This is a genomic window from Roseivivax sp. (assembly GCF_054552075.1).
This window is the reverse complement of record NZ_JBTOLZ010000002.1, coordinates 20,160-36,066: the sequence shown is the minus strand read 5'-3', so window position 1 is coordinate 36,066 and position 15,907 is coordinate 20,160. Positions and strand designations below refer to the sequence as shown.

The window sequence follows — 15,907 nt, the reverse complement described above, 5'->3', positions numbered from 1 at the left end:
CGATGCACGGCTTTGACCCCAAGTTTCGGGATTTCCCCGATTACATCATCGGCATCACCAAGGAGATCTGGGAAGACCGCGGCATCGCCACGCTGCACGACTACTACGCGCCGAAGATCGTGGTGCGCTCTCCGGCCTCGGTGGTGGTGGGCAACCAGGGCGTGATCGCGGCGACCATGGCGACGCTCTCGGAGTTTCCCGACCGCACGCTCCTGGGCGAGGACGTGATCTGGTCGGGCACGCCCGAGACCGGGATGCTGTCCTCGCACCGGATCATGTCCCATGCGACCCACACCGGGCGCGGGGTCTACGGCAATGCGACCGGCGCCAGGCTGCGCTACCGGATCCTCGCCGACTGCCACGCCAAGGACAACGCCATCGACGACGAATGGCTGATCCGCGACCAGGGCGCCATCGTGCGCCAGCTCGGCTGGAGCCCGCGCGACTACGCCCGCGACCTCATCGCCCGCGAGGGCGGGCCCGAGGCCTGCGTGCGCCCCTGCACCCCGGCCAATGACGTCGAGGGCCCCTACAAGGGCAGCGGCAACGACAACGCCTGGGGCGCGCGCTACGCCGATCTCCTGAGCCGGATCATGGGCGCAGACCTGGCCGCGATCCCGGCGGAATACGACCGCGCGGTGCAGGCCCATTACCCCGGCGGGGTGGAGGAACACGGCACCGGCGCGGTCGACCGCTTCTGGATCGGGCTGCGCGCCTCCTTCCCCTCGGCCCGCTTCGAGATCCACCATCGCATCGGCCGCGAGGACGCGCTGATGCCGCCCCGCGCCGCGATCCGCTGGTCGCTCACCGGCAAGCACGACGGCTGGGGCGTCTTCGGCGCGCCGACCGGGGCCGAGGTGCATGTCATGGGCATCTCCCACGCCGAGTTCGGCCCCTGGGGGCTGCGCCGCGAATTCACGCTCTACGACGAAACCGCGGTCTGGAAGCAGATCCTCCTCGCCACCGGCGATGTGGAGGCTGCCGCCCCCGCAGAAGATTGAGGAGACCAGGATGACCCCCGAGGAGATGTCGACCCGGATCGTGCGCTACGGCGAGCTGAAGCCCTGCCGCACCGCCTTCATCGACGCCCATACGCCGGGCTCGGACCAGAAGGAGAACTTCACCATCATCGGCGGCGGCGTCTCGGAAAGCGCCGACCAGCACGTGCACATCAACATCCCGCATGGCTTCAACATCGGCGCCGCGGGCCAGCCGCCGCATTGCCGCAACAGCCTGCATTCGCATCACACCGCCGAGGTCTTCTTCGTCCTCAAGGGCCGCTGGAAGTTCTTCTGGGGCCGCTGGGGCGACGCCGGCCATGTCATCCTCGAGGAGGGCGACATCTTCAACATCCCCACCGGAATCTTCCGCGGCTTCCAGAACGTCGGCACCGACTACGGGATGATCATGGCGGTGCTCGGCGGCGACGACGCGGGCGGCGGCGTGGAATGGGCGCCGCAGGTGATCGAGGACGCCCGGGCGCATGGGCTGGTCCTGGGCGAGAACGGCAAGCTCTACGACACCAAGAAGGGCGAGGCCCTGCCCGAGGGCGTGGCGCCCATGCCGCTTCTGAGCGATGCCCAGCTCGAGACCTATCTCGAGCCCCATGCCGCCGAGGTCATCCCGCGCCATGTCGCGCGCTACCTCGACCTTGCCGCCATGGCCGACGGCCGCCCGGTCAAGGTCATCGGCGAGGACGGCTGCCTGCCCGACCGGCCGGGCTTCGAGGTCGACCTCGTGACCCGCGCCTCGGCCAGCGACAGCCCGCACCGCCACGACCGGCCCTCGGTGCTGATGCCGGTCTTCGGCCATTGGCGCATCGACTGGGAGGGCGGCAGCACCGTCCTGGCCCCGGGCGACACCATGAGCATGCCCGAGAACATCGACCACAGCGCGGTGCCCGCGATGACCGGGGAGGCGGCACTTTACCACATCCTCGGCACCGGCGATCCCGCCGGTCCGACGTGGAAGGGCTGAGGGGGACCGCTATGTCGCGCCGGGCAACGCACATCATGACGGAGGCTTATGCCCATGCCCGGCCTGTTCCTCGGCTCGATCGGCACGCTCGCCGAAACCTCGGACCTGCAACGCGACAGCTTCAACACCGCCTTCGCGGAGGCCGGGCTGGACTGGCACTGGAGCGCGGAGGACTACCGCGAGATGCTGACCACCTCGGGCGGGCGCGAGAGGATCGCGGCCTATGCCGAGGCCCGCGAAGAGGCGGTGGACGCGGCCGCGCTGCACGCCCGGAAGAGCGCGCTCTTCCAGGAGCGGCTGGAGCAGGGCGTCGCGCTGCGCCCCGGTGTCGCCGAGACGCTGGAGGCCGCCCGGGAGGCGGGCTGGGTCACGGCGCTCGTGACCACCACCGCGCCGGCCAATGTCGACGCGCTCCTGGCGGCGACGGGGCTTTCGCGGGACAGCTTCGCGCTGGTCGTGGACACCGACAGCGCCGTGGCCCCGAAGCCCGACCCCGAGGCCTATGCCCACGCGCTGGGCGCGCTGCGCCTCGCGCCCGAGGAGGCGGTGGCGGTCGAGGACAACCCCGGCGGCCTCCGGGCCGCGCGGGCGGCGGGGCTGGCCTGCCTCGCCTTCCCGGGGGCCTTCCACGACCCGGCCAATTTCGAAGGAGCGGCGGCGCTGGTCTCGCACCTCGCCCTGCCGCAAGACATGATGGCGGCCTGAGGCCCGGCAGGGCTCACGGGCGCCTCGGAAAGGAGACGAGATGCCCGTGAAAACCACCCATGTCGGCAGCCTGCCGCGCAGCCAGGAGGTCGTCGACTTCATCTTCGCCCGCGAAAAGGGCGAGGACTACGACCCGGCGGCCTTCTCGGCCACGATGAAATCGGCGGTCTCCGAGACCGTGCGCCGCCAGGTCGCAGCCGGGGTCGACGTGGTCTCCGACGGCGAGACCTCGAAGATCAGCTACGCCACCTACGTCAAGGACCGCTACACAGGCTTCGACGGCGACAGCCCGCGGAACGCGCCGGCGGACCTGAAGATGTATCCGAGCTTTCTGGACCGCATCGCCTCTTCCGGGGGGACGCCCAGCTATGCCCGGCCGATGTGCGTGGGCGAGGTGCGCTCCAAGGGGCAGGGCGAGCTGCAGGAGGACATCGCCCATCTCAAGGCGGCCATGGCCGAACACGGCGCAGAGCGGGGCTTCATGAACGCCGCCTCGCCGGGGGTGATCTCGCTGTTTCTGCAGAATGATTTCTACAAGACGCGCGAAGCTTACTTGGCCGCGCTCGCCGACGCGATGAAGGAGGAATACGAGACCATCGTGGCCGCCGGGCTCGACCTGCAGCTCGATTGTCCCGACCTCGCGCTCTCGCGGCACATGCTCTTCACCGAGCTCGCGGACGAGGAATTCCTGAAGGTCGCGCAGGGCCATGTCGAGGCGCTGCGCCACGCGCTGTCTGACGTGCCGCAGGACAATGTGCGGCTGCACATCTGCTGGGGCAACTACGAGGGCCCGCATGTCTGCGACATCGGCATGGAGAAGGTCTTCGACACGCTCATGTCGGTGCCCGCGCGCTACGTGCTCTTCGAGACCTCGAACCCGCGCCACGGCCACGAATGGCAGGTCTTCCGCGACCGCCGCGCGGATATTCCCGACGACAAGGTGCTGGTGCCGGGCTGCGTGGACACGACCACCAATTTTGTCGAACACCCCGAGCTGGTGACCGAACGGCTGCGCCGCTTCACCGATCTCGTGGGCGCGGAGCGGGTCATGGCGGGCTCGGACTGCGGCTTCGGCACCTTCGCGGGCTACGGCGCGGTCGACCCCGAGATCGCCTATGCCAAGCTCGCCTCGCTTTCCGAGGGCGCGCGCCGGGCATGAGCACGCCGCTGGTCCTTCTTCCGGGCATGATGTGCGACGCGCGGCTTTTCGCGCCGCAGATCGCCGCGGTCTCGGGGCGGCGCGTGGTGCATTGCGCGCCGATCAGCGGGCAGGACAGCACCGCCGCGCTGGCCGCCGAGGTGCTGGCCCATGCGCCACCGCGCTTCGCGCTGGCGGGGCTTTCCATGGGCGGCATCGTCGCCATGGAGATTGCCCATCAGGCGCCGGAGCGGCTGGCGGGGATCGCGCTTCTCGACACCAACCCGCTGGCCGAGGCGCCCGAGGTCCGTGCCGCCCGGGGCCCGCAGATCGAGCGGGTGCGCGCGGGCGGGCTGGTCCCGGTCATGCGCGACGAACTGAAGCCGCGCTACCTGGCCGAGGGGCCGGGGCGGCAGGCGATCCTCGATCTCTGCATGGAGATGGCGCGCGACCTCGGCCCGGAGGTCTTCTGCCGCCAGTCGGTGGCGCTCCGCGATAGGCCCGACCGGCAGGCGGCGCTGGCCGCGCTCACCGTGCCTGCGCTGGTGCTTTGCGGGCGGCAGGACGCGCTTTGCCCGGTCGAGCGGCACGTCTTGATGCACAAGCTCATGCCGCAGGCGCGGCTCGAGATCATCGAGGGCGCGGGTCATCTGCCCGTGCTCGAAGCCCCGGACCCCACGACTGCCGCGCTGCTGCGCTGGCTGGAGGAGACATGACCCCCGATCTTCTGACGCTCCTGCGGGCGGTCGACACGCCGACCGTCTGCAACGCCATCGAGACCGCCCAGGGCAGGCGCGGCTTCGACGCCTTCACCCGCGGCACGGTTCTGTCGAGCGCGCCCGAGGCGGGCGCCCTCGTGGGCCGCGCCCGCACCGCCCAGATCGCCGCCGCCGAGCCCCCGAGTGAGGATCCCGGAACGATCCGCGCCCGGCGGATGGACTATTACCGCCACATGGCCGGGGCGGATGCGGGCGCGCGCGAGGGCCCGGCGCTGGCGGTGGTCGAGGATCTCGACGGCACCGAGGCCGTCGGCGCCTTCTGGGGCGAGATCAACACCACGGTGCATCGCGGTTTCGGGTTGGCCGGCGCGCTGACCAACGGGGTGATGCGCGACCTCGGCGACATGGCCGAGGGCTTCCCGGTGATCGCGGGCTCCATCGGCCCGAGCCATGCCTTCGTGCACGTGCGGAGCGTGGCGCAGCCGGTCACGGTCTTCGGGCTGCGGGTGGCCCCGGGCGACTGGGTGCACGCCGACCGTCACGGCGCGCTGGTGATCCCCGAGGAGCTTTTGCCCGATCTGGGCGCGGCCATCGCGAAGATGCAGCGCACCGAGGCGATTGTGCTCGAGGCCGCCCGCGCGCCGGGCTTCGACTTCGCGGCGTTTGAGGCGGCTTGGATGGCTTTCGAGAAGGCGCGGACGTGAGGGGGGTAGGGGAGTAGGGGGCAGGGCGCGCTGGCTGAGCGGGGCGCTTTGGTACGGAGGCCGGGTCGCGCTTCAGTTCCGACAGAAAGCGGGACGTTGCGCGGCTTCAAATGACGCTCCGCCGCAAGACGTGCCAACCGCCCAACATTTGCCTTTAGCGACGCCCATCACCATCCACACCCCCTTGCGCCCGAACAGCACCGAAGGTGCCGGGCGCGCGCCGGACCGGCCCGATGGGCCGGCGCTCCTTGGGGTGGCGTGTATAGCTATCCCCTAGTCCTGATCTTGTTGGGATAAAGCGCGCAGCTCGGAGGTCGGCAGCGCCGGCCCCCGGTCCGGCGCGCGCCCTATCTTCGACGGTGGGCGAGCGGTCGTCCTGGGCGTCTTGCGGGTTTTCAGGGTTTGCCGGGCGTCACCGGTGCTCGGCCAAAAAAAGCCGCCCCGACCAACGCAACAATCCCCCCACCTCACGCCCGATCCCCGACGTGCAGCGCCACCCCGCGTTCGGCGCATTTCTCGCGCAGCGCGGGCGAGGGGGCGCGGTCGGTGAAGAAGGCCTCCAAGTCCGCCAGCGAGGCCACCCGCACCGGGGCGTTGCGGCGGAACTTCGAGTGATCGGCGACCAGGAAGACCCGGCGCGACTGCTCCAGGATGGTGCGCGTCACGCCCACCTCCTGCATGTCGAAATCGAGGATGTCGCCATCCTCGTCGATCGCTGAACAGCCGATCACCGCGATGTCGAACTTGAACTGCCGGATGGTGCGCTCTGTCAGATCTCCGGTCAGCCCGCCGTCGGCGCGGCGGAGCGCGCCCGCGGTCACCACCACCTCGCAGTCGGGGTTGCGCGCCAGGATCGCCGCGACGTTGAGGTTGTTGGTCACCGCCAGGATGTTGCGATGGGCGAGCATCTGTTCGGCCACGGCCTCGGTGCTGGTGCCGATGTTGAGGAAGACCGAGCAGTCATGCGGGATCGCCGCCGCGCAGGCGCGGGCGATCTCGGCCTTGCCCTCGGCGTTGAGCCCGCGGCGGTCCTCGTAGCCGATGTTTGTGGTGCCCGAGGGCAGCACCGCGCCGCCGTGCACCCGTTCGAGCCTCCCGGCCTCGGCCAGGTCGGTCAGGTCGCGGCGGATGGTCTGGAGCGTGACGCCGAAGTGCTCGGCCAGGCCCTCGACGGTGACCTTGCCCTCGCGGCGGGCGATCTCGAGGATTTCCGGGTAACGGATCGATTGTGACACGGCGGCATGTCCTCCTGATGCCATTGTTCCCCTGTTTTCGTTTTTGTCAATTGCCCTAACGGCAGTCATGCCCGCTAGGGGTGAAAATCGCCGTTTTTCAGCGGATTGCCGCGTTTCGCCCCGGATTTTCGCTCGCCCAAATGCGCGAAAAAGAAAAAAACCGAAAAATTTTTGTTTCAAAACGCGCGGCGCTCCGGTAGGGATGGCGAAGGAAACGCTGGGTTTGGGAGGGCGCAGTGACCGGGAGGCCATCGGAAGAGTTCGACCTGTTCGTCATCGGCGGCGGCATCAACGGATGCGGCATCGCCCGGGACGCCGCCGGGCGTGGGCTCTCCGTCGGGCTGGCCGAGATGAAGGACCTCGCGTCCGCGACCTCCTCGGCTTCCACCAAGCTCTTTCACGGTGGGCTGCGCTATCTCGAATACTTCGAGGTGCGCCTGGTCCGCGAGGCGCTGGAAGAGCGCGAGACGCTCCTGCGGGCCATGCCGCATATCTCCTGGCCGATGCGCTTCGTGCTGCCGGTGCACCGCGACATGCGCTTCGAGGGCACCACCCCGGTGTCGAAGCTCCTGTCGACGGTGATGCCCTGGATGAAGGGGCGGCGCCCGGCCTGGCTGATCCGGGCGGGGCTTTTCATGTATGACCACCTGGGCGGGCGGAAGATCCTGCCGCCGACGGCGAGCCTCGATCTGCGGACCGCCCCCGAGGGCGCGCCGCTCGACGACCGCTTCACCCGGGCGTTCGAATATTCCGACTGCTGGGTCGAGGACTCCCGGCTGGTGGTGCTGAACGCCCGCGACGCCGAGGCGCGCGGCGCGACCATCCTGCCGCGCAGCCGCGTCGTCGCCGCCGAGCGCGCGGGCGAGGGCTGGCGCGTCACCCTCGAGACCGAAAACGGCCACCGCGAGATCCGCGCCAAGGCGCTGGTCAATGCCGCCGGCCCCTGGGTCGGCGAGGTGATCCGCGGCACCATCCGCACCGAGAGCCGCGAGCGCGTGCGGCTGGTGCGCGGCAGCCATATCGTCACCCGCCGGCTCTTCGACCACGACAAGTGCTACTTCTTCCAGGGCCGCGACGGCCGCATCATGTTCGCAATCCCGTATGAGCGCGACTTCACCTTGATCGGCACCACCGATCAGGAGCACGATGCCCCCGCAGACCCCCCGAAGTGCACCGAGGCCGAGCGTGATTACATGATCGACTTCGTGAACGCCTACCTGAAGACCCCGATCTCGGCCGCGGATGTGGTCTGGTCCTACTCGGGCGTGCGGCCGCTTTACGACGATGGGTCCAGCTCGGCCACCGCGGCGACGCGGGACTACACGCTGAAGGTCGACGACGCGGGCGGCGCGCCGGTCCTGCATGTCTTCGGCGGCAAGATCACCACATACCGGCGGCTTGCCGAAAGCGCGATGCGCGAGCTTTCGGGCTATTTCCCGGCGCTTCCGGGGGCCTGGACCGCGGGCGCGCCGCTGCCCGGGGGCAATTTCCCGCATCACGCGGTCGCGGCCGAGATCGCCGGGCTGGCGCGGGATTATCCCTTTCTCGACATGGCCTGGGCCCGGCGGCTGGTCCGCGCCTATGGCACCGAGGCGCGCGCGCTTCTGGGCGCCGCGCAAAGCCGCGACGACCTGGGCCGCGACTTCGGCGCCAGCCTGACCGAGGCCGAGGTGATCTGGCTGATGGACCACGAATGGGCCGCGAGCGCCGAGGACGTGCTCTGGCGGCGGACGAAGCTCGGGCTCCGGCTCGGGCAGGAGGAGACCGAGGCGCTGGCGGCCTTCATGACCCGCCGCGCCGGTGAGGAGCGGCTCGCCGCGCAGTGACGCGCGCGCGACCCGAGGAGGAGAAGAGGCGGATGACGCTCACGCTCGAAAACGTGTCCAAGGTGGTCGGGTCCGAGACCCACATCCATCCCACCGACATGGTGCTGGACCCGGGCACGATGAATGTGCTCCTGGGCCCGACGCTGGCGGGAAAGACCTCACTGATGCGGCTGATGGCGGGGCTCGACGTGCCCACCACCGGGCGCATCCTGTGGAAGGGCGAGGATGTGACCGGCATGCGGGTGCAGGACCGCAAGGTCGCCATGGTCTACCAGCAGTTCATCAACTACCCCTCGATGACGGTCTACGAGAACATCGCCTCGCCGATGCGGCTCCTGGGCCTCGACCGCGCCGAGATCGACAGCCGGGTCCGCGAGGCGGCCGAGCTGATGAAGCTGTCGCCGATGCTCGAGCGCAAGCCCCTGGAGCTCTCGGGCGGCCAGCAGCAGCGCTGCGCCTTGGCCCGCGCGCTGGTGAAGAACGCAGGGCTGGTGCTGCTCGACGAGCCGCTGGCGAACCTCGACTACAAGCTGCGCGAGGAGCTGCGCGCGGAGATCCCGCGGATCTTCGAGGAATCCGGCTCGATCTTCGTCTATGCCACCACCGAGCCCGAGGAGGCGCTCTTGCTCGGCGGCCAATGCGCCACCCTCTGGGAGGGCCGGGTGACCCAGTTCGGCCCGACGCCGCGGGTCTACCGCCAGCCCGCCGACATGACCACGGCGCGGGTCTTCTCGGATCCGCCGATGAACTTCCTCGAGGTCGAGAAGCGCGGCGAGGCCCTGCATTTCGGCGACGGCCAGTCGGCCTCGGCGCCGGCGCTTTTGGGCGGGCTCTCCGACGGGCGTTACATCGCGGGCTTCCGGCCCAACCACCTCGAGCTCGAGCCGCACGAGGGCGCCATGGCCTTCGAGACCACGCTGACCGTGACCGAGATCACCGGCTCGGAGACCTTCATCCACCTCGACCATCACGGCGACCGCTGGGTCGGGCTGGTGCATGGCGTGCGCGCGCTGACCCCGGGGCAGGGCCTCACGGCCTATCTCGATCCCGCGCATGTCTACCTCTTCGACGACACCGGCGCGCTGAAGCAGGCCGCGCCCTATTCGGAGGCCGCGTGACATGGCGAAGATCACCCTCGACAACCTCGCGCATTCCTACCTGCCGAACCCCGGCTCCGAAGACGACTTCGCGCTGAAGGAGCTGAACCACGACTGGCAGGACGGCGAGGCCTATGCGCTCCTGGGTTCCTCGGGCTGCGGCAAGTCCACGCTTCTCAACATCATCTCGGGGCTCCTGCGCCCGAGCCACGGGCGGGTGCTCTTCGACGGCAAGGACGTGACCGACGCGCCCACCGCCGAGCGCAACATCGCCCAGGTGTTCCAGTTCCCGGTGGTCTACGACACGATGACCGTCCGCGCGAACCTGGCCTTCCCGCTGAAGAACCGCGGCATGCCCGCCGAAGAGATCGCCCGGCGCGTGCAGCAGGTCGGCCAGATGATTGGCATGGAGGCCGAGCTCGACCGCAAGGCGCGCGGGCTGACGGCGGATGCCAAGCAGAAGATCTCGCTCGGGCGCGGCATGGTGCGCGAGGACGTGAACGCGCTGCTGTTCGACGAGCCGCTGACGGTGATCGACCCGCATATGAAGTGGGAGCTTCGGACCCAGCTGAAGAAGCTGCACCACGATTTCGGCCACACGATGATCTACGTCACCCACGACCAGACCGAGGCGCTGACCTTCGCCGACAAGGTGGTGGTCATGTATGACGGCCGCGTTGTGCAGATCGGCACTCCGCAGGAGCTCTTCGAGCGCCCGGCGCATACCTTCGTGGGCTATTTCATCGGCTCGCCCGGCATGAATGTCTTCGACGCCGAGGTCGCCGGCAGCGAGGCGCGCATCGGCGAGACCCGGATCGCGCTGCCCTCGGCCTTCGAGACCGGCGCCGGCGCCACCCAGATCGGCGTCCGGCCCGAATTCCTGCAGCTCGCCGCGGGCGGCGAGGGTCTGCCCGCCAAGGTGCTGCGCGTCGAGGACGTGGGCCGCCACAAGATCGTCCGGCTCGAGGTCGGCGGCCGGCAGGTCAACGCCACGCTGCCCGAGGGCGCGGGCGTGCCCGGCGGCGCCGACCGCATCCGGTTCGAGCCCCGGGGCATCAATGTCTATGAGAACGACTGGCGCGTGACCCCCGCCAGCCAAGGGGAGGCGTGATTATGAACAAGACGGTTAACCAAAAGGCCTGGTTCCTGGTCCTGCCGGTCCTGGTGCTGGTCGCCTTCTCGGCGGTGATCCCGCTGATGACGGTGGTCAACTACTCGGTGCAGGACACCTTCGGCAACAACGTCTTCTTCTGGAACGGCATCATGTGGTTCGAGGAGATGCTGAACTCCGACCGCATGTGGAACGCGCTCGGACGCCAGGCGGTCTTCTCGGCGATCATCCTCGCCATCGAGGTGCCGCTGGGGGTCTTCGTGGCGCTGAACATGCCGAAGAAGGGCTTCTGGGCCTCGTTCTGCCTGGTGGTCATGTCGCTGCCGCTCCTGATCCCCTGGAACGTGGTGGGCACGATCTGGCAGATCTTCGGCCGCGTCGACATCGGGCTTCTGGGCTACACGCTCGACGCCATCGGCATCAACTACAACTACACCCAGGGCTATTACGCCGCCTGGACCACGGTCATCGTCATGGACGTCTGGCACTGGACCTCGCTGGTGGCGCTCCTGGCCTATGCCGGCCTGCAATCGATCCCCGACGCCTATTACCAGGCCGCAAAGATCGACCAGGCCTCGCGCTGGGCCGTGTTCCGCTACATCGAGCTGCCGAAGATGCTGGGCGTGCTGATGATCGCCATCCTGCTGCGCTTCATGGACAGCTTCATGATCTACACCGAGCCGTTCGTCGTGACCGGCGGCGGGCCCGGCAATGCCACCACCTTCCTGTCGATCGACCTCGTGAAGATGGCGCTGGGGCAGTTCGATCTCGGTCCCGCGGCGGCCTTCTCGATCATGTACTTCCTAGTGATCCTGGCGATTTCCTGGGTGTTCTACACCGTCATGACCAACCTCGACAAAAGGGATGCAGGCTGATGAGCGACACCAGTGCAGCCCCCGGCGCCGCGACGCTTCCCGGCGATCTGAGCGCCTCCCGCGAGCGGGTGAAGACCAGGACCGCACGGCGCTTCCGCCCGAACGGATCGGCGGTGGTCATGGGCCTCTACCTGCTGTTCCTGATGCTGCCGATCTACTGGCTCTTGAACATGAGCCTGAAGACCAACGCCGAGATCCTCGGCAGCTTCACGCTCTTTCCGCGGGACCTGACCTTCCAGAACTACGTGACCATCCTGACCGATGCGTCCTGGTACATGGGCTACGTCAACTCGCTGATCTACGTGTTGATGAACACCGCGATCAGCCTCGCGGTGGCGCTGCCGGCGGCCTATGCCTTCTCGCGCTACAGCTTCATCGGCGACAAGCACCTGTTCTTCTGGCTCCTGACCAACCGGATGGCGCCGCCGGCGGTCTTTGCGCTGCCGTTCTTCCAGCTTTATTCCTCGGTGGGGCTCTTCGACACGCATATAGCGGTGGCGCTGGCGCATTGCCTCTTCAACGTGCCGCTGGCGGTCTGGATCCTCGAGGGCTTCATGCGCGGCGTGCCGAAGGAGATCGACGAGACCGCCTATATCGACGGCTATTCCTTCGGGCGGTTCTTCGTGAAGATCTTCATGCCGCTGATCTCCTCGGGCATCGGCGTGGCGGCCTTCTTCTGCTTCATGTTCTCCTGGGTCGAGCTGCTCTTGTCGCGGACGCTGACCTCGGTCAACGCCAAGCCCATCGCCGCCACCATGACCCGCACCGTCGGCGCCTCGGGCATCGACTGGGGCGTGCTGGCCGCCGCCGGGGTGCTGACCATCGTGCCCGGCGCGCTCGTGATCTACTTCGTGCGCAACTACATCGCCAAGGGCTTCGCCCTGGGGAGGGTGTGATGCCCCGGACGCGCCAACTGATGCGGTCCCCGCGCGCCCGGGCGCGCGGCGGCAACCAAGGGAGCCTCTGACATGGCATGGATGGCCTGGACCTGGCCCACGGCGGCCTTCTTCGCGGTGATCGCCGCGCTGCTGATCCTCTTCACCTTCCTCGCGATCAAGCGGCCGGAGACGCCGCGGGTGGGGATCCTGGGGATCGAGACCACCCGGGGCGACCGGCTGTTCATCACGCTTCTCGCCTCGGCCTTTCTGAATTTGGCGTGGCTGGGCTTCGGGATCGCCCCGCAGCCCTACGCGCTCCTGGCATGTCTCGTGCTCGCGGCGGGGGTCTTCCGCTTCGTGTGACGGGTCATTTTCGAAGAACGTTCAATAACGGGAGGATTACGAATGAACGTTTCACTTAGAACGACCACCGCCCTGGCGGTCGCGCTGGGGCTGGTCTCCGGACCGGCCTTCGCCGACATGGAGGCGGCCATGGCGTTCCTCGACAACGAGATCGACGGCATGTCGGTGCTCACCCGCGAGGAGCAGGAAGCCGAAATGCAGTGGTTCATCGACGCGGCCGAACAGTTCCGCGGCATGGACATCTCGGTCGTCTCCGAGACCATCACCACGCATGAATACGAAGCCCAGGTGCTGGCCAAGGCCTTCTCGGAGATCACCGGCATCAACCTCACCCACGACCTGATCGGCGAGGGTGACGTGGTGGAAAAGCTGCAGACCCAGATGCAGTCCGGCCAGAACGTCTATGACGCCTATGTCAACGACAGCGACCTGATCGGCACCCATTGGCGCTACCAGCAGGCCCGCAACCTGACCGAATGGATGTCGGGCGAGGGCGCGGATGTCACCTCGCCGACGCTGGATCTCGACGATTTCATCGGGACCTCCTTCACCACCGGCCCCGAGGGCGACCTCTACCAGCTGCCCGACCAGCAGTTCGCGAACCTCTACTGGTTCCGCTACGACTGGTTCACCGACGAGAAGAACATGGAGGACTTCAAGTCGGAATACGGCTACGACCTGGGCGTCCCGGTCAACTGGTCGGCCTATGAGGACATCGCCGAGTTCTTCACCGGCCGCGACATGAGCCACATGGGCGTCGAGGGCGAGGTCTTCGGCAACATGGACTACGGCAAGAAGGACCCGAGCCTCGGCTGGCGCTACACCGACGCCTGGATGTCCATGGCCGGCATGGGCGACACCGGTGAGCCGAATGGCTTCCCGGTCGACGAATGGGGCATCCGCGTCAACGACAACTACCAGCCGGTGGGCTCCTGCGTGACCCGCGGCGGCGCGACCAACTCGCCCGCGGCCGTCTACGCCGTGACCAAGGCCATCGAATGGCTTGAGAAGTACTCGCCCCCGACCGCCGCGGGCATGACCTTCTCCGAGGCCGGCCCGGTTCCGGCGCAGGGCCAGATCGCCCAGCAGATGTTCTGGTACACCGCCTTCACCGCCGACATGGTCGGCGACGGTGCGGATGCGGTGCTGAACGAGGACGGCACGCCCAAGTGGCGCATGGCCCCCTCGCCGCATGGCGCCTACTGGGAAGAGGGCATGAAGGTCGGCTACCAGGACGCCGGTTCCTGGACGCTCCTGAAGTCCACGCCTGCGGACCGCGCCAAGGCCGCCTGGCTCTACGCGCAGTTCGTGACCTCGAAGACCGTGGACCTGAAGAAGTCCGACGTCGGCCTCACCTTCATCCGTGAGTCGACCATCAACTCGGACCACTTCACCGATCGCGCGCCGAACCTCGGCGGCCTGGTCGAGTTCTACCGCTCGCCCGCGCGCACCGAATGGTCGCCGACCGGCCTGAACGTGCCGGACTACCCCAAGCTCGCGCAGCTCTGGTGGCAGAACATCGGTGACGCCATGTCCGGCGCCAAGACCCCGCAGGAGGCGCTCGACGCGCTCTGCGAGGCGCAGGAATCGGTGCTCGAGCGTCTCGAGCGTGCCGGCGTCCAGGGCGACCTGGGTCCGGTAATGAACGAGGAGCAGGATCCCTCTTACTGGCTCGAGCAGGCCGGCGCACCGAAGGCGGCGCTCGAGAACGAGGACGAGGAGCCCAAGACGGTCAGCTACGACGAGCTGATCCAGTCCTGGCAGCAGTAAGTGCCTGATCGCCTCCGGGCCGGGAGACCGGCCCGGAGGCCCCCGAGTATGAGTTCCGGCCCGGCGTTGGGAGATCCCCGCGCCGGGTCTTTTTTGTGGGCTAGGGTTGTCGGGGCAGGGGGGCTGTCGGGCGGAGACCTCGAGTGGGCGCTGCGGGCGTGATGCGGGTCACGGCTCGGAGCGAGCCCGCGCGCTGCGAGGGCCATGCGGCTTGTCACTAAGAGAGTGGCCGCGCGCCGCGAGAGAAATACGGTTCACCGTTTAAATCGAGACCGCGCACCCCTCAGGAATAGAGCCGCGCGAGCTGCGCGCAGGCGGCCCGGGCGCGCTCGTGTTTGCCCTCGTCCAGGAAGGCCTCGATCCGCTCCAACGCCGGCCCGGTAGAGAGCGCGTCGAAGGCGAAGCCCGGCGCGGGATCGCGGCGGCGGCTCTCGAAGTAGAGGACCGCGCTGTCCTCGGCCCCGTAGCCGTATTTGTAATCCTCGTTGCCGTGGCAGAAGTCGTAGCAGATCAGCCCCTCGGAGATCGCCCATTCGATGCTGTGGAAATGCAGCGCGCTGCCGATGAAGCTTTCCTCCGCCTCGGGGTCGCGGCCGATCACGATGAAATGCGCGGAGCCCGCCTCGCGGTCGATGACATGGCCAAGCGCGCCGATGGGATCGCTCCCGCGCCGCAGGACCGGCAGGAAGAGCGTGCCCGTCGCCTGCGCCGCGCGCAGGACGGCGGCGTAGTTGCTTGCCACGCGCTCGGCCACTTCGGCGCCCTTGCTTTCGGTCCAGGCGGCCAGCCAGAAGCGGGTGAGCGCGGCCAGATCCGCCTCGAAGCTCTCTGCATCCGCATGGGTGATGCTGTAGCCGCCGCCCTCGAAATGCGCGCGCCGGTCCTTGCGGAGCCGCTGGCGCTTGCTGCGGCTCACCTGGGTCGCGAGATAGGTCTCGAAGCTCTCGGGCAGCTCGACCTGCGGGCACAGCAGGTTGTCGGTGGTCTTGCCGTTGATGCGGTAGTCGCGGAAGCGCACCGGCAGGCCCTGGGCCTCGAGCGCCTCGGTGAAGACCCGGCAGCGGCGCGCCTGGGCGACGTAGCGCATGGAGAAGCGCACCCAGGGCATCCGCGCGAACTTGGCCGCCAGTTCCGCCAGCGCCTCGGCCTCCTGCTCGGGCTGGCAGAGAAAGCCGGTGTATTCGCTGAAGAGAAGCCGCCCGCCGGCCTCGATCTCGGTCTGCAGCTCGTTGCGGCTGACCGACCAGTGCAGCCGGTACTTGAGCGGCAGAAGCGCGATGACCCGGTCGCCGTCGCCGCCGTCGCGGACCACGAAGACGCTCCAGCGGTAGGGCCGGTCGCGGAAGGCCTCGTTCATCCAGGCCCAGCTGAGAAAGACCGTCGCCTCGGGGTCGCGGGCCTCGAGCGCCTCCCACTCGGGGCGCAGCGCGGCGAACTCGGCGGGGCTGTCGACCACCTCGGTGCTGAGGCGGGGGGCGGCGCGGGTGATGCGGGTGTCGGCTTTCATGG

15 protein-coding genes are annotated in these 15,907 nt (G+C 68.4%); 13 read left to right on the top strand and 2 right to left on the bottom strand.

What is annotated here, in order from left to right:
- Positions 1-2 precede the first annotated feature (2 nt).
- From ACX938_RS01710 to ACX938_RS01685, 6 genes are read left to right on the top strand one after another with little or no spacing between them, the layout of a single operon-like run.
- Positions 3-1,001, top strand: a complete 999-nt coding sequence (locus ACX938_RS01710) for a nuclear transport factor 2 family protein (RefSeq protein WP_459429894.1) — start codon at positions 3-5, stop codon at positions 999-1,001.
- 10 nt (positions 1,002-1,011) lie between these two features.
- Complete coding sequence (locus ACX938_RS01705) at positions 1,012-1,977, top strand: cupin domain-containing protein (RefSeq protein WP_459429726.1); 966 nt, start codon at positions 1,012-1,014, stop codon at positions 1,975-1,977.
- A gap of 54 nt (positions 1,978-2,031) precedes the next feature.
- Entirely contained in the window at positions 2,032-2,682 is a 651-nt protein-coding gene (locus ACX938_RS01700) for an HAD-IA family hydrolase (protein ID WP_459429725.1), read from the top strand.
- Between the two features lie 40 nt (positions 2,683-2,722).
- Positions 2,723-3,841, top strand: coding sequence for a cobalamin-independent methionine synthase II family protein (locus tag ACX938_RS01695; RefSeq protein WP_459429724.1), 1,119 nt, complete (start codon positions 2,723-2,725; stop codon positions 3,839-3,841).
- The gene (locus tag ACX938_RS01690; RefSeq protein ID WP_459429723.1) at positions 3,838-4,536 is read left to right on the top strand and encodes an alpha/beta fold hydrolase; all 699 of its coding nucleotides are present in this window, start codon (positions 3,838-3,840) and stop codon (positions 4,534-4,536) included. The genes ACX938_RS01695 and ACX938_RS01690 overlap by 4 nt, the downstream gene beginning before the upstream one ends.
- Complete coding sequence (locus ACX938_RS01685; protein WP_459429722.1) at positions 4,533-5,243, top strand: RraA family protein; 711 nt, start codon at positions 4,533-4,535, stop codon at positions 5,241-5,243. The genes ACX938_RS01690 and ACX938_RS01685 overlap by 4 nt, the downstream gene beginning before the upstream one ends.
- Before the next feature lie 467 nt (positions 5,244-5,710).
- Here ACX938_RS01685 and ACX938_RS01680 read toward each other — a convergent pair whose 3' ends face one another.
- Positions 5,711-6,478, bottom strand: a complete 768-nt coding sequence (locus ACX938_RS01680; RefSeq protein ID WP_232752073.1) for a DeoR/GlpR family DNA-binding transcription regulator — start codon at positions 6,476-6,478, stop codon at positions 5,711-5,713.
- Between the two features lie 236 nt (positions 6,479-6,714).
- On the opposite strand from ACX938_RS01680, the gene glpD reads away from it, so the two are divergent.
- From glpD to ACX938_RS01645, 7 genes are all read left to right on the top strand, one after another.
- The gene (glpD, locus tag ACX938_RS01675) at positions 6,715-8,304 is read left to right on the top strand and encodes a glycerol-3-phosphate dehydrogenase (protein WP_459429721.1); all 1,590 of its coding nucleotides are present in this window, start codon (positions 6,715-6,717) and stop codon (positions 8,302-8,304) included.
- 32 nt (positions 8,305-8,336) lie between these two features.
- Positions 8,337-9,422 (top strand): ABC transporter ATP-binding protein, encoded by a 1,086-nt coding sequence (locus ACX938_RS01670; RefSeq protein WP_232752071.1) that lies wholly within the window; start codon positions 8,337-8,339, stop codon positions 9,420-9,422.
- A gap of 1 nt (position 9,423) precedes the next feature.
- Positions 9,424-10,512, top strand: coding sequence for an ABC transporter ATP-binding protein (locus ACX938_RS01665; protein ID WP_459429720.1), 1,089 nt, complete (start codon positions 9,424-9,426; stop codon positions 10,510-10,512).
- A gap of 2 nt (positions 10,513-10,514) precedes the next feature.
- Positions 10,515-11,387 carry a carbohydrate ABC transporter permease gene (locus tag ACX938_RS01660; RefSeq protein ID WP_232752069.1) on the top strand — a complete coding sequence of 291 codons (873 nt, stop codon included), beginning with the start codon at positions 10,515-10,517 and terminating at the stop codon, positions 11,385-11,387.
- On the top strand, positions 11,387-12,283 hold the full coding sequence (locus ACX938_RS01655) for a carbohydrate ABC transporter permease (RefSeq protein WP_232752068.1): 897 nt from the start codon (positions 11,387-11,389) through the stop codon (positions 12,281-12,283). Before ACX938_RS01660 ends, ACX938_RS01655 begins: the two co-directional genes overlap by 1 nt.
- Before the next feature lie 72 nt (positions 12,284-12,355).
- Positions 12,356-12,628, top strand: a complete 273-nt coding sequence (locus ACX938_RS01650) for a DUF2160 domain-containing protein (protein WP_232752067.1) — start codon at positions 12,356-12,358, stop codon at positions 12,626-12,628.
- A 42-nt stretch (positions 12,629-12,670) separates the two neighbouring features.
- Positions 12,671-14,398: an ABC transporter substrate-binding protein gene (locus ACX938_RS01645; RefSeq protein ID WP_459429719.1), complete on the top strand. Its 1,728-nt coding sequence runs from the start codon at positions 12,671-12,673 to the stop codon at positions 14,396-14,398.
- A gap of 283 nt (positions 14,399-14,681) precedes the next feature.
- Here ACX938_RS01645 and ACX938_RS01640 read toward each other — a convergent pair whose 3' ends face one another.
- The gene (locus ACX938_RS01640; protein WP_459429718.1) at positions 14,682-15,905 is read right to left on the bottom strand and encodes a GNAT family N-acetyltransferase; all 1,224 of its coding nucleotides are present in this window, start codon (positions 15,903-15,905) and stop codon (positions 14,682-14,684) included.
- Positions 15,906-15,907 lie beyond the last annotated feature (2 nt).